This is a genomic window from Cupriavidus sp. BIC8F, assembly GCF_032465815.1.
GTDB classification, from domain to species: domain Bacteria; phylum Pseudomonadota; class Gammaproteobacteria; order Burkholderiales; family Burkholderiaceae; genus Cupriavidus; species Cupriavidus necator.
The window spans coordinates 3898020-3910731 of sequence record NZ_CP136094.1 but is presented as its reverse complement, the minus strand read 5'-3'; the positions used below and the strand labels follow the sequence as shown (position 1 = coordinate 3910731).

At 65.8% G+C, this 12712-nt stretch carries 10 protein-coding genes; 8 read left to right on the top strand and 2 right to left on the bottom strand.

What is annotated here, in order from left to right; all coding sequences use genetic code 11:
- Positions 1–58: 58 nt before the first annotated feature.
- The gene (fnr, locus tag RS901_RS18235; RefSeq protein ID WP_316150291.1) at positions 59–784 is read right to left on the bottom strand and encodes a fumarate/nitrate reduction transcriptional regulator Fnr; all 726 of its coding nucleotides are present in this window, start codon (positions 782–784) and stop codon (positions 59–61) included.
- A gap of 78 nt (positions 785–862) precedes the next feature.
- Between fnr and RS901_RS18230 the strand changes: the two genes are divergently transcribed.
- From RS901_RS18230 to truB, 8 genes are all read left to right on the top strand, one after another.
- Positions 863–1621 (top strand): sulfite exporter TauE/SafE family protein, encoded by a 759-nt coding sequence (locus RS901_RS18230; RefSeq protein WP_316150288.1) that lies wholly within the window; start codon positions 863–865, stop codon positions 1619–1621.
- A gap of 569 nt (positions 1622–2190) precedes the next feature.
- On the top strand, positions 2191–3045 hold the full coding sequence (gene scpB / locus RS901_RS18225; RefSeq protein WP_316150286.1) for an SMC-Scp complex subunit ScpB: 855 nt from the start codon (positions 2191–2193) through the stop codon (positions 3043–3045).
- A gap of 5 nt (positions 3046–3050) precedes the next feature.
- Positions 3051–4964 (top strand): 23S rRNA pseudouridine(2605) synthase RluB, encoded by a 1914-nt coding sequence (rluB, locus tag RS901_RS18220; RefSeq protein ID WP_316150284.1) that lies wholly within the window; start codon positions 3051–3053, stop codon positions 4962–4964.
- Between the two features lie 301 nt (positions 4965–5265).
- Positions 5266–5754 (top strand): ribosome maturation factor RimP, encoded by a 489-nt coding sequence (rimP, locus tag RS901_RS18215; protein ID WP_013957170.1) that lies wholly within the window; start codon positions 5266–5268, stop codon positions 5752–5754.
- On the top strand, positions 5751–7226 hold the full coding sequence (gene nusA, locus RS901_RS18210) for a transcription termination factor NusA (protein WP_316150282.1): 1476 nt from the start codon (positions 5751–5753) through the stop codon (positions 7224–7226). The genes rimP and nusA overlap by 4 nt, the downstream gene beginning before the upstream one ends.
- Positions 7227–7317: 91 nt before the next feature.
- Complete coding sequence (gene infB / locus RS901_RS18205) at positions 7318–10206, top strand: translation initiation factor IF-2 (protein WP_316150281.1); 2889 nt, start codon at positions 7318–7320, stop codon at positions 10204–10206.
- 60 nt (positions 10207–10266) lie between these two features.
- Positions 10267–10635 carry a 30S ribosome-binding factor RbfA gene (gene rbfA / locus RS901_RS18200; protein ID WP_010809484.1) on the top strand — a complete coding sequence of 123 codons (369 nt, stop codon included), beginning with the start codon at positions 10267–10269 and terminating at the stop codon, positions 10633–10635.
- Positions 10636–10732: 97 nt separating this feature from the next.
- Positions 10733–11680 carry a tRNA pseudouridine(55) synthase TruB gene (truB, locus tag RS901_RS18195; protein WP_316150277.1) on the top strand — a complete coding sequence of 316 codons (948 nt, stop codon included), beginning with the start codon at positions 10733–10735 and terminating at the stop codon, positions 11678–11680.
- A 37-nt stretch (positions 11681–11717) separates the two neighbouring features.
- On the opposite strand, the gene RS901_RS18190 is transcribed toward truB, so the two are convergent.
- On the bottom strand, positions 11718–12710 hold the full coding sequence (locus RS901_RS18190; RefSeq protein WP_316150275.1) for a tripartite tricarboxylate transporter substrate binding protein: 993 nt from the start codon (positions 12708–12710) through the stop codon (positions 11718–11720).
- Positions 12711–12712: the final 2 nt, after the last annotated feature.

The window sequence follows — 12712 nt, the reverse complement described above, 5'->3', positions numbered from 1 at the left end:
ACTGGCGTGAAGTCTGCGCTGCCATGGCCGGATGCGGCACTGGCAGCGCCTTGGCCACCTAGCAGGAGCGGCTGTAGAGTTGCTTGATGCCGTCGATGTCCACGAGCTTGACGTGGCGCTGGCGAATCTGGATCAGGCCGGCTTCAGCAAAGCGAGAGAACAGGCGGCTGACGGTTTCGAGCTTCAGGCCCAGGTAGCTGCCGATCTCTTCGCGGCTCATGCGCATCACGAACTCGGACGCCGAATAGCCGCGCGCCGACAGGCGCTCAGAGAGGTTGATCAGGAAGGCGGCGAGGCGTTCCTCGGCGCGCATCGAGCCCAGCGTGACCAGCATCAGCTGGTCGTGCGTGATTTCCTTGCCCATCAGGCGCAGGAACTGCTGCTGCAGCGATGGCAGGTCTGCCGAGAGGGACTGCAATTCGCTCATGCGGACCACGCAGACTTCGGTATCTTCCAGCGCGGCGGCATCGGAGGCATGCTGCATCTCGCCCAGCCCGTCGAGACCGACGATTTCGCCGGGCAGGTGGAAGCCGGTAATTTGCGAGCGGCCGTCTTCGGTTGTGACGTGGGTCTTGAGCGTGCCAAAGCGCACGGCATAGACCGCTGTGAGCGGATCGCCCATGCGATACAGGGTTTCACCCTTGTGCACGCGGATGCGTTCCTGCACCAGCGTGTCCATCTTGGCGAGGTCTTGCTGCGACATGCCGACCGGAAGGCACAGCTGCCCCATGGCACAGGTGGAGCAGCGGGGCGACATCTCGGTAACGGGAATGGAGGTGAGCAATTGGAACCTGCTAGAAATGGCAGCGTGGGCGCGATTAAAACATTTTACCGTGCGATGTGATGTGGTAGGGAGTGAGAATTGACATTTGGCGTGCTGATCAGCGTTTTTCTGCTGGCTTTGCTTGGCGGGGTCCACTGCGCCGCCATGTGCGGCGGCGTGGCGCTGGCCGTGGAGCAACGCCGCGGCGAGATGGCGACGATCAGTCTGATGCCCAGCCGCGCCGCCTGGCTGGGCGAGTTGCTGATTATGCACCTGGGCCGGATCTCGACCTATATGCTGCTCGGTGCCGCGCTAGGCGCGGTCGGTGCGTCGGCGTGGAAACAGGACTACCTGCCGGTGCAGCGCTGGCTGTTCGGGGCGGGCAGCGTCATGCTGCTGTGGTCGGGCTGGCGGTTGCTGCGCGGCAATACTTTTACTGTCAACTGGCTGGAGCGCATGGCGGCGCGCGCCAGCGCAGCGGTGGCGCGGCGGCTGGGTGGCCTGGCAGGCGCCATGCCGGCGTTTGTGCGGGCGCGCGGCGGACTGGCGCGGCGTTATGGCATGGGCCTGGCGTGGGGCCTGGTGCCGTGCGGCATGGTCTATGGGGCGCTTACGCTGGCGCTGCTGGCGGGCAACGCGGCTTCCGGCGCACTCGTGATGGGCGTGTTCGGGCTCGGCACACTGCCTAACCTGCTGGTGCTTTCCGGCCTGTCGGGCTACTTGCGTACGCTGTCGCGACGTCCCGGTGTGCGCCTTGGGGCCGGCCTGGCGGTGATGGCGTTCGGCGGCCTTGGCATTGCGCGAGCGGTGCTGCTGCCACATTCGCTGGCTGAGCATGGATTCTGCCTGGTGTTCTGAGGCGCCGGCGCCGCCCGGGCAACGGATGATGGTTGCAGGCGGGGGCGGGAATGCCATACAATCGCCAACATTGCGGTATCGCGCGGCATAGTATGAGTCGCGGTAAGCAGCGGGCGAGCAGCGCCAGGCGGCCTTCCTACCAGAAGGCGCGTTCAGGGCAGGGGAAGCGGAAGGTTTTCGATGCCCGTCCCGTCCCCGCAGTCCATCCGGTTCAAAAGATCTGGTTCAAAAGTCCGGCTGGCACTGCGGTGTTGGCGATGCCGGCCTTGCTCCCGATACCCGTTTTTCTTGCGTCCGAGGCCTTCAGTTCGCTGACAGCGACGTCCGATATGTGCGGGCGCGCTACGCAAGAGGTTTGCTGGCCGATCCATAACGGCACGCGAACGATCTCCTGCCGGAACGACCCGGCAACTCGATGCAAAGATAGGGAAGTGCACGGCTTGGATGCAGCAGGTATCCGGCTAGCTGCGCAATGAGATGGCGGTGGCTTTCGCACCGCTGTATCCAAAATCTCCGGTGCCCCGGATCCGTCCGGGAGCAGGTGCAAAGACAGGCTGCACACCATCAACATGAATACCCAAGAGGCGAAGATCGTCCTCGAGACGGCGCTGATCTGCGCGCAGGAACCGTTGCGCGTCAATGATCTGCGGCGGTTGTTTGACGACGACGTCGGCGCAGACACGATCCGCGTGCTGCTTGAGGAACTATGCCAGGACTGGCGACCGCGCGGCGTGGAACTGGTGGCCCTGGCCAGCGGCTGGCGCTTCCAGAGCCGGCCGGAAATGCGTGAATACCTCGATCGGCTGAATCCCGAAAAGCCGCCAAAATATTCGCGCGCCGTGATGGAAACACTGGCAATCATTGCCTACCGCCAGCCAGTGACCCGCGGCGATATCGAGGAAATCCGCGGCGTGACGGTCAGCACGGAAGTCGTCAAGAAGCTTGAGGACCGCAGCTGGATCGAGGTGATCGGACACCGCGACGTGCCGGGCAGGCCCGCGCTGTATGCGACCACCAAGGCATTCCTGGACGATCTTGGCCTGCGTACGTTGGATGAGCTGCCGCCGCTGGAAGACGCCCAGGCGCAGGCGCAGGCAACCCTGCTGGAACAGCAGGCCATCAATTTTGAAGACCTGGCTGCAAACAAGGCGGCCAGCGCCGACGAGGAGGCATTTGCCGATCCCGCCGCGCAAGCAGCGGATGTGGCTGAAGCATCCGTCGCAAACGAAGCCGAGACGACCGAACCGGTCGACCAAGGCGCCGATGGCTTTGATGTGCAACTGCTGCAAGCTGCAGCCGACGATGCCGCCGAGGCCGCTTCCACCGAACCAGCCGCACCCAATCCGGACGGGGCGCGGGGCGATTTGCCGGACAACGGCACCCCGCCGCACCCGAGCGAGCACGACGAGCGCGTGCCGAACTGAACAACATGCAACATCCGATAGTGAATATCTTGTCTGATTCCGTTGAGCAAGACACCCGCAATGCGGGTGCACCCGCCGACACCGGCGCCGCAGAACCCGGATCGGGCAGCGAAGCCGCGCCCCGCCGCAAGGGGCTGCGCCGCGGGCTGAGGAACCTGGTCGCATCGCGCCGCCAGGCGCAGGACCGAGGCGAGGGCGCCGAAGGCGCCAGCGCCGGCGGCCAGGCCGATGCCGGTGAACCGGGCGCCGCACAGGCGGCAGGTGGCGCGCGCGGTGGTCAGCGCGGCCGCGGCAAGCGCAAGACGGGGCAGGGCGAGGGCGGCCAGGGTAGCCAGGGTAGCCAGGGCGGCCAGGGCGGCCAGGGCGCCAGCAAGGCCGACAAGGTGGACCGTGCGGCCAGAGCCGAAGGCACGGACAAGCCCGAGCAGCCCGGCCGCAAGCGCAAGCCGGTCCAGCGCTCAGGCAAGGCGGCGGCGCCGGGCGACGCGCAGGGCGCCGGCGCGCGGCAGCAGGGCCGCCGCAAGGATGGCGGCAAGCCGCAGGCGCCCCGCAAGGGCCAGGGCGGCGGGGACAAGACCGCGGCGAGCAGCGAAGACCTGTTCCGCTTCGTGATCTCCGAGCAGTACGACACCGAAGACACCGTCATCCCGCGCACCAAGGCCAAGCCGGTGCGCGAGCTGTCGGCCGACGACGACGCGCCCAAGCTGCACAAGGTGCTGGCCGAGGGCGGGCTGGGCTCGCGCCGCGAGATGGAAGAACTGATCCTGCAGGGCCGCGTTTCGGTCAACGGCCTGCCGGCCCATATCGGCCAGCGCATCCTGCCGGCGGACCAGGTCCGCGTGAACGGCAAGCTGATCCACCGCAAGGTGTCGACCAAGCCGCCGCGCGTGCTGCTGTACCACAAGCCCGCCGGCGAGATCGTCAGCCAGTCCGATCCGGAAGGCCGTCCGACCGTGTTCGACAGCCTGCCGCGCATCAAGAGCGGCAAGTGGGTCGCGGTGGGCCGCCTGGACTTCAATACCGAAGGCCTGCTGATCTTCACCACCTCGGGTGACATTGCCAACCGCTTCATGCACCCGCGCTACGGTGTGGAGCGCGAGTACGCGGTACGCACGCTGGGCGAGCTGGCCGAGGCCGACCGCCAGCGCCTGCTGCACGGCATCAAGCTCGATGACGGCGAAGCCAACTTCCTGCGCATTGCCGACGGCGGTGGCGAAGGCGTCAACCAGTGGTACCACGTGGCCCTGACCGAAGGCCGCAACCGGGAAGTGCGCCGCATGTTCGAGGCGGTCGGGCTGACCGTGTCGCGACTGATCCGCACCCGCTATGGCCAGTTCCTGCTGCCGCGTGGCCTCAAGCGCGGCCGCTGGCAGGAAGTCGAGCCCAATGACGTCAAGGCGCTGATGGCCGGTGTTGGCCTGAAGGTGCCCGGCAAGGGCGAGCAGGCCCCCAAGGGCGCCACCAAGGTGGGCGGGCGCAAGCAGCGCACCGAAGCCGCGATTGCCGGCATGCCGATGCCCACGGGCATGGACGGCCTGCCGCGCTTCGACCAGGGCGGTGCCCGGGGCGGTGGCGGCGGCCGCAGCAGCCAACCGGATCCGATGAAGACCTCGATGGGCTATATCAGCCACGGGCCCACCTTGCTGACCTCGCACGCGGCCAACCTGGGTGGCGGGCGCGGCACTGGCGCACGCCAGGGGCGCGGTGGCGCCGGCATGGGCGGTATGGGTGGCATGCGCGGTCAGGGTGGCCAGAGCGGTCTGGGCGGCCAGGGTCAGGGCAAGCCGCGTCGTGGCGGTGGCGAAGCCAACGGCAATGTGATGCCGAAGGCGTCGAAACCGGGCGGTAACCGTTCCCCGCGCGGCGGCAGTGGCGGTGGCGGCGGCAACCGTGGTGGCAACCGCGGCGGCAACCGATAAGCGCTGATTGCGGCGCATGGCGGGCTGAATGCCCGCCGGCGCCGGGTTCAGTGCGCGGAAATGTCTGGCTTTTGCCTTTTCGACATAATCCGCGTATAATTCAAGTCTATTCAAAAAGCCATCCTCGTCGAGGATGGGCGAATGATGGGCATTGCGCCCATTTTTTTTTGGTTCGCCCGTTTTTCGGTTCTCTCCGCTGGGGCGGGGGGGTGGCGGACAGGCAGCGCTGCAGCAGGGTCGTCCCGGACGGCACCGGCGGGTTTGCCTGCCACGGTGTTGATGGCCATTACTCGGGATAACAGTGCATCTGGCAGATTTGATCGAAACCACCCTAAGCGGCATGGGATATGAGCTGGTCGAGCTCGAGCGTGCCCCGGCCGGATTGCTGCGTGTCTATATCGATCAGCCTGAAACCGGCATTGCCATCGAGGATTGTGAAAAGGTGAGCCGCCAGCTCACCCACGTGTTCACGGTCGAGAACGTCGACTATGAACGCCTCGAGGTCTCGTCGCCCGGACTGGACCGGCCGCTGAAGAAGCTGGCCGACTACGTTCGCTTTGCCGGCGAGGAGGTGCGCGTGACGCTGCGCCTGCCCGTCAACGGACAGAAGAACTTCACAGGCATCCTGCGCGAGCCCACCGGCGCGGCGGGCGAGGAGAAGATTGGCCTGGAGTTCGAGGGCAAAGATGGCCCGGCGCTGCTGGAATTTGCCGTATCCGATGTCGACAAGGCACGCCTGGTGCCGGTGATCGACTTCAAAGGAAATCAAAGAAAAGGGAACAAGCAATGAGCCGCGAAGTTCTGTTGCTCGTCGATGCGCTTGCGCGTGAGAAGAACGTCGACAAGGATGTGGTATTCGGTGCCCTGGAGGCGGCGCTCGCCTCGGCCACCAAGAAGCGTTTCGAGGAAGACGTGGATATCCGTGTCGCGATCGATCGCGAGTCGGGCGAGCATGAAACCTTCCGCCGCTGGCTGGTCGTTCCCGACGAGCTGGGCCTGCAAGAGCCGGATAAGCAGATCCTGCTGTTCGAGGCCCGCGATGAAAGCCCCAGCATCGAGCTGGGTGATTTTATCGAGCAGCAGATCGAGTCGGTCGAGTTCGGCCGCATCGGTGCGCAGGCTGCCAAGCAGGTGATCCTGCAGCGCATCCGCGACGCCGAGCGCGAGCAGATCCTGAACGACTACCTGGATCGCGGCGAGAAGATCATGACCGGCACGGTCAAGCGCGCCGACAAGAAGGGCCTGATCGTCGAGTCCGGCCGCGTGGAAGCGCTGCTGGCCCGCGACCAGATCATCCCCAAGGAAAACCTGCGCACCGGTGACCGCGTGCGTGCGTATATCCTGAACGTGGACCGCGCCGCGCGCGGCCCGCAGATTGAACTGTCGCGCACCGCGCCCGAGTTCCTGATCAAGCTCTTCGAGAACGAAGTGCCGGAAATGGAAGAGGGCCTGCTGGAGATCAAGGCGGCTGCCCGTGATCCGGGCGTGCGCGCCAAGATCGCCGTGGTCGCGCATGACAAGCGCATCGACCCGATCGGCACCTGCGTGGGCGTGCGTGGCACGCGCGTCACCGCGGTGCGTAACGAGATCGGCGGCGAGGCCGTGGACATCGTGCTGTGGTCGGAAGACCCGGCGCAATTTGTGATCGGCGCGCTGGCGCCGGCGCAGGTGCAGTCGATCGTGGTGGATGAAGAGAAGCACAGCATGGACGTGGTGGTCGACGAGGAAAACCTCGCCGTCGCCATCGGCCGCAGTGGTCAGAACGTGCGCCTGGCGTCCGAGCTGACCGGCTGGCAGATCAACATCATGACGCAGGAAGAATCGGCGCAGAAGCAGGCCGAAGAGAGCGATGTCGTGCGCAAGCTGTTCATGGCCAAGTTGGACGTGGACGAGGAAGTTGCCGACATCCTGATCGAGGAAGGCTTCTCCACGCTGGAAGAAGTGGCTTATGTCCCCATCAGTGAAATGATGGAGATCGAGGCCTTTGACGAAGACACCGTCAACGAGCTGCGCAATCGCGCGCGTGATGCGCTCCTGACGATGGAACTGGCCCGGGAAGAAAAGGTGGAAGAGGTGTCGCAGGACCTGCGCTCGCTCGACGGCCTCAACCCGGAATTGATCGGCAAGCTGGCCGAAGGCGATATCCATACGCGTGACGACCTGGCCGAACTGGCCGTGGACGAGCTGGTCGAGATGACCGGTGTCAGCGAGGAAGAAGCCAAGTCGCTGATCATGAAAGCACGGGAACATTGGTTCAACTGAGGGACACGGCCGGGCCGGCCTACACCTGGCCCGGGCGCGCTTTCCGCAACGATTTGTCCCGACGTAGAAACCAAGCATTGAAAGGGTTTGAATGGCAAGCACAACAGTTGCCCAACTGGCCGCAGAACTGAGTCGCAGCGCAGCTGCCCTGCTGGAACAATTGCAGGCGGCTGGGGTGGGCAAAGCGACGCCAGAAGACATCATCACGGAATCGGATAAGACCAGGCTGCTGGACTATCTGAAGCGTTCGCACGGCCAGGCCGACGACAGCTCCCGCAAGAAGATCACACTGACAAAGCGCGAAACCTCCGAGATCCGCCAGTCGGATGGCACCGGCAAGACCCGCACGGTGCAGGTGGAAGTGCGCAAGAAGCGCGTGCTGATCAAGCGCGACGAAGCTGCGCCCGATGCCAAGGCCGACGGGGTGGAAGCCCAGGCGCCTGTCGCCGATGCTGTCGAGGAAGCACGCCGCGACGAGGAAGAACGCCAACAGGCTGAACTGCTGGCGCGACAGGAAGCTGAAGCCAAGGCCGCCCGCGAGGCAGCCGAGCGTGAAGAAGCCGAGCGCCGCGCCCGCCAGGAAGCGCTGGAGGCTGAACAGCGCCGCCAGGCCGAACTCGCCGCCCGCAAGGCGGAGGAAGAGGCTGCCGCATCGCGCGCCGTGACCGAGGCCAACGAGGATTCCTCGCGCAAGAAGGCAGAGGACGAGAAGGCACGCGTCGCCGCCGAACGCGCCGAGGCGCAGAAGGCTGCCGACGAGGCCAAGGCTGCCGCCGACAAGGCCCGCGCCGAGCAGGAAGTCGCTGCGCGCAAGCGCCGCGAGGCTGCCGAAGCCGAGGCCCGTGCGATCCAGCAGATGCTGAACGCCCCGCCCCGCGTGCTGAAGGCGCCGTCCGAGCGCAAGGCTGAAGAGAAGAAGGCCGAGCAGACCGGTACGCTGCACAAGCCGGTGAAGCCGGCCGGTGCGACCACGGAAGCGAAGAAGGACGAAAAGAAGCCGGTCACCACGACCACGACCACGGCAACCGCCGACAAGAAGGGCAAGGTCGTGAAGGCGGGCTGGCAGGATGACAGCAGCCGCAAGAAGGGCAGCGGCCTGAAGACCCGCGGCGATACCTCGGGTGGCGTGGGCGGCTGGCGCGGTGGCCCGCGTGGCCGCGGCGGCAGGCAGCAGCAGCATGACGACAGCCGCAGCAGCTTCCAGGCGCCGACTGAGCCGGTCGTGCGTGAAGTGCACGTGCCGGAAACCGTCTCCGTGGCCGACCTGGCGCACAAGATGGCCGTCAAGGCGTCCGAGGTCATCAAGCAGATGATGAAGCTCGGCCAGATGGTGACGATCAACCAGGTGCTGGACCAGGAAACCGCCATGATCGTGGTGGAAGAAATGGGCCACAAGGCGTATGCCGCCAAGCTGGACGATCCGGAAGCGCTGCTGGTGGTGGGTGGTGAGGAACACACCGACGCCGAGCTGCTGCCGCGTCCGCCGGTTGTGACCGTGATGGGTCACGTCGACCACGGCAAGACCTCGCTGCTGGACTACATCCGCCGCACCAAGGTGGCCGCGGGCGAAGCCGGCGGGATTACGCAGCACATCGGTGCCTACCATGTGGAAACCGACCGCGGCGTGATTACGTTCCTGGACACCCCGGGTCACGAGGCCTTCACGGCCATGCGTGCCCGCGGTGCCAAGGCGACCGATATCGTGATCCTGGTGGTGGCCGCCGACGACGGCGTGATGCCGCAGACCAAGGAAGCCATTGCGCATGCCAAGGCTGCCGGTGTGCCGATCGTCGTGGCGATCAACAAGATCGACAAGCCCGATGCCAACCCGGACCGCGTCAAGCAGGAACTGGTGGCGGAGCAGGTGGTGCCGGAAGAATACGGCGGCGATTCGCCGTTCGTGCCGGTTTCCGCCAAGATGGGTACCGGTGTGGAAGACCTGCTCGAGCAAGTGCTCCTGCAAGCCGAAGTGCTGGAACTGACGGCGCCGGTGGATGCCCCGGCCAAGGGCCTGGTGGTGGAAGCCCAGCTCGACAAGGGCAAGGGCCCGATCGCAACCATCCTGGTCAGCAGCGGCACGCTCAAGCGTGGCGATGTGGTCCTGGCTGGCAGCGCCTACGGCCGCGTGCGTGCCATGCTGGACGAGAACGGCAAGCCGACCAAGGAAGCCGGCCCGTCGATCCCGGTGGAAATCCAGGGTCTGTCGGAAGTGCCTGCCGCCGGTGAAGAAGTGCTGGTGCTGCCGGACGAGCGCAAGGCACGTGAAATCGCGCTGTTCCGCCAGGGCAAGTTCCGCGACGTGAAGCTGGCCAAGCAACAGGCCGCCAAGCTGGAGAACATGCTCGAGCAGATGGCCGAAGGCGAAGTGCAGACGCTGCCGTTGATCGTCAAGGCCGACGTGCAGGGTTCGCAGGAAGCGCTGGTGCAGTCGCTGCAGAAGCTGTCGACCGCCGAAGTGCGCGTGCAGATCGTGCATGGCGGCGTGGGTGGCATCTCCGAGTCCGACGTCAACCTGGCGACGGCTTCGAAGGCGGTCATCATCGGCTTCAACGTGCGTGCCGACGCTGGTGCGCGCAAGCTGGCCGAGCACAACGGCATCGATATCCGCTACTACAACATCATTTACGATGCGGTAGACGAGATCAAGGCGGCGATGTCGGGCATGCTGGCGCCGGAGAAGCGCGAGACCACCATCGGCCAGGTCGAGGTGCGCCAGGTGTTCCGCGTGCCGAAGATCGGTGCGGTGGCCGGCTGTATGGTTACCGACGGCCTGGTCAAGCGCAACTCGCTGGTGCGCGTGCTGCGCAACAACGTGGTCATCCACGACGGCGAGCTGGATTCGCTCAAGCGCTTCAAGGACGACGTCAAGGAAGTCAAGCAAGGCTTCGAGTGCGGTCTGTCGATCAAGAACTTCAATGATGTTCAGGAAGGCGACCAGCTCGAGGTGTACGAAATCACAGAGGTGGCGCGTACGCTGTAAGGCGTCGCAAGCAACGGCAGGCTTCGGCCTGCCGTTGTCATCTCGACTAGACAGTATTGAATGGCCAAGAAAGGCAGCATCTCCTCCCGCAATCTCCGCATCTCCGACCAGATCCAGAAGGACCTGGCCGAGATGATCCAGCGCGAACTGCGCGACCCGCGCCTCGGCCTGGTCACGCTGCAGTCGGTCGCGCTGACGCCCGACTATGCGCACGCCAAGGTGTACTTCACCGTGCTGGGCGCCGAAGCCGCCGAGGCGGAAGCCATCCTGAACGAAAAGGCCGGCTACCTGCACTCGCTGCTGTACAAGCGCCTGCACATCCATACCGTGCCGACGCTGCGCTTCTTCCACGATACCTCGGTCGAACATGCGATCGAGATGTCCAAGCTGATCAACGAAGCGAACGCCACGCGTTCGAAAGACGACTGAAGCGGCGCCCATGCCGCCCGGCATGGGTTTCGCGGCCGCACGATTTACGTTGCCGCCATCCGCGCCGCATCGCCGTCCCGCCTCCCGCTTTCTCCCGATGACCGATTCCAACGCCAACCGTCCGCCGCGCCTGCCGCGCCGCGAGGTCCATGGTGTGTTGCTGCTCGACAAGCCGCTGGGCCTGTCGTCCAACGACGCGCTGGTGCGCGCCAAGCGCCTCTTGCGCGCGGCCAAGGCCGGCCATACCGGCACGCTGGATCCGCTTGCCACGGGGCTGCTGCCGCTGTGCTTCGGCGAGGCCACCAAGTTTTCGCAAGACCTGCTGGAAGCGGACAAGACCTATGACGCCGTCGTGTGGCTGGGCGCGCGCTCGAGCACGGGCGACGCCGAAGGCGAGCTGCTCGACGTGCGCGAGGTCACCTGCGACCGCGCCGCGGTGGAGCAGGCGCTGGCAAGCTTCCTCGGCGAGATCGAACAGGTGCCGCCGATGCATTCGGCGCTGAAGAAGGACGGCCGCCCGCTGTATGAATACGCGCGCGCCGGCCAGACCGTGGAGCGCGCGGCTCGCGGCGTCACCATCCGTTCAATCGCGCTGCTGGACTGCGCCTTGCCCGATGCCCCGTCGTTCACGATGCGGGTGACGTGTAGCAAGGGCACCTATATCCGCACGCTGGCCGAGGACATCGGCGAAGCCCTGGGCTGCGGCGCGCACCTGACCGGATTGCGCCGCATCGCCGTGGGCGACCTGACGCTGGACGGTGCGGTGACGCTGGAGCAGATCGAACAGCACGACGACGCGCAGCGCCCGGCCATGCTGGCACCTGTGGACGCCTTGCTGCAGAAATGTGCGCCGGTGCATCTGGATGACGCCGCGGCAGCGCGCTTCCTGCAGGGCCAGCGCATCGCCCAGCGCGACCTGCCGGCCGGCACCGGGCTGGCCGAGGATGCGCTGGCGCGCGTCTATGCCGGAGAGCCGGCCCGGCTGCTGGGCGTGGCGCGCATGCGCGAAGGCGCGTTGCGGCCGGAGCGGCTGGTCAAGCTGTAAATTGCGTGAGGGGCGTAAGCGGCCGCCCCGTCAGCAATTACTCGAGCGTGATCCTGGCCGTCTTGATGACATCGGCCCACATCTTGCGATCCTGGGCGAGGAACCCGGCGAAATGCTCCGGGGTATCGCCAACGGGCTCGGAGCCGAATTCAGCCATTTTCTTCCTGACTTCCGGGTTCGCCAAGGCCTTGAGCAGCGCCTGGTTGTAGCGGACCACGATCGCCTTCGGCAGGTCCTTCGGCCCGAAGATGCCTTGCCAGGTCGGCATGTTGAAGTCCTTCAGGCCGCTCTCGGCAAGCGTGGGCACCTCCGGCAGCAAGGGCGAGCGCTTGCTGCCGGTGACCGCCAGCGCCTTGACCTTGCCGGTCTTGGCCAGCGTCGCCGCGGTAGTGATGTTGTCGACCGTCATGGCGATATGCCCGCCCATCAGGTCGGTGATCACCGGGGTGGCACCCTTGTACGGCGCATGGACCATGTCGATGCCAAGGCGGTGCAGCATGGTTTCGGCAATCAGGTGATTCGACGTGCCGACGCCTGCGGTGCCGTATGTGACCTGCGGCGTCTTTTTGACGTAGGCGACGAAGTCGGCCATGGTCTTGACCGGCAGGGCCGGATTGATGATCACGACATTCGGCTGGGTGGCCAGCATGGCGATGGGCGTGAAATCATCCGCCTTGTATGGCGTGCCCTTGGGGTTGAGCAGGTGGGTCACCGCCATCGCGCCGGCGGCGCCCATGCCGATGGTGTAGCCGTCAGCCGGGGCCTTGGCCAGCTTGTCGGCGGCGATATTGCCACCCGCACCCGGCACGTTCTCCACCACCACCGGCACCCCCAGGCTTTCCGACAGCGGCGCCTGTACCAGGCGCGCCAGCAGATCGGCCGAACCGCCGGGCGCAAAGCCCACCAGCAGGCGCACCGGCTTGGCCGGCTTCCACTCCTGTGCCTGCGCGCCCGGGATCACCGCCGCGCCCACGCTCATCCACATCATGCCGCGCACCAGCGGCCCCATCCACTTTGCCACCTTTTCCATTG

Coding starts and splice junctions, on each gene's coding strand:
- scpB (WP_316150286.1), top strand. CDS start 2,191: ATGAATACCCAAGAGGCGAAGATCGTCCTCGAGACGGCGCTGATCTGC.
- rluB (WP_316150284.1), top strand. CDS start 3,051: ATGCAACATCCGATAGTGAATATCTTGTCTGATTCCGTTGAGCAAGAC.
- nusA (WP_316150282.1), top strand. CDS start 5,751: ATGAGCCGCGAAGTTCTGTTGCTCGTCGATGCGCTTGCGCGTGAGAAG.
- infB (WP_316150281.1), top strand. CDS start 7,318: ATGGCAAGCACAACAGTTGCCCAACTGGCCGCAGAACTGAGTCGCAGC.
- rbfA (WP_010809484.1), top strand. CDS start 10,267: ATGGCCAAGAAAGGCAGCATCTCCTCCCGCAATCTCCGCATCTCCGAC.
- truB (WP_316150277.1), top strand. CDS start 10,733: ATGACCGATTCCAACGCCAACCGTCCGCCGCGCCTGCCGCGCCGCGAG.
- RS901_RS18190 (WP_316150275.1), bottom strand. CDS start 12,710: ATGGAAAAGGTGGCAAAGTGGATGGGGCCGCTGGTGCGCGGCATGATG.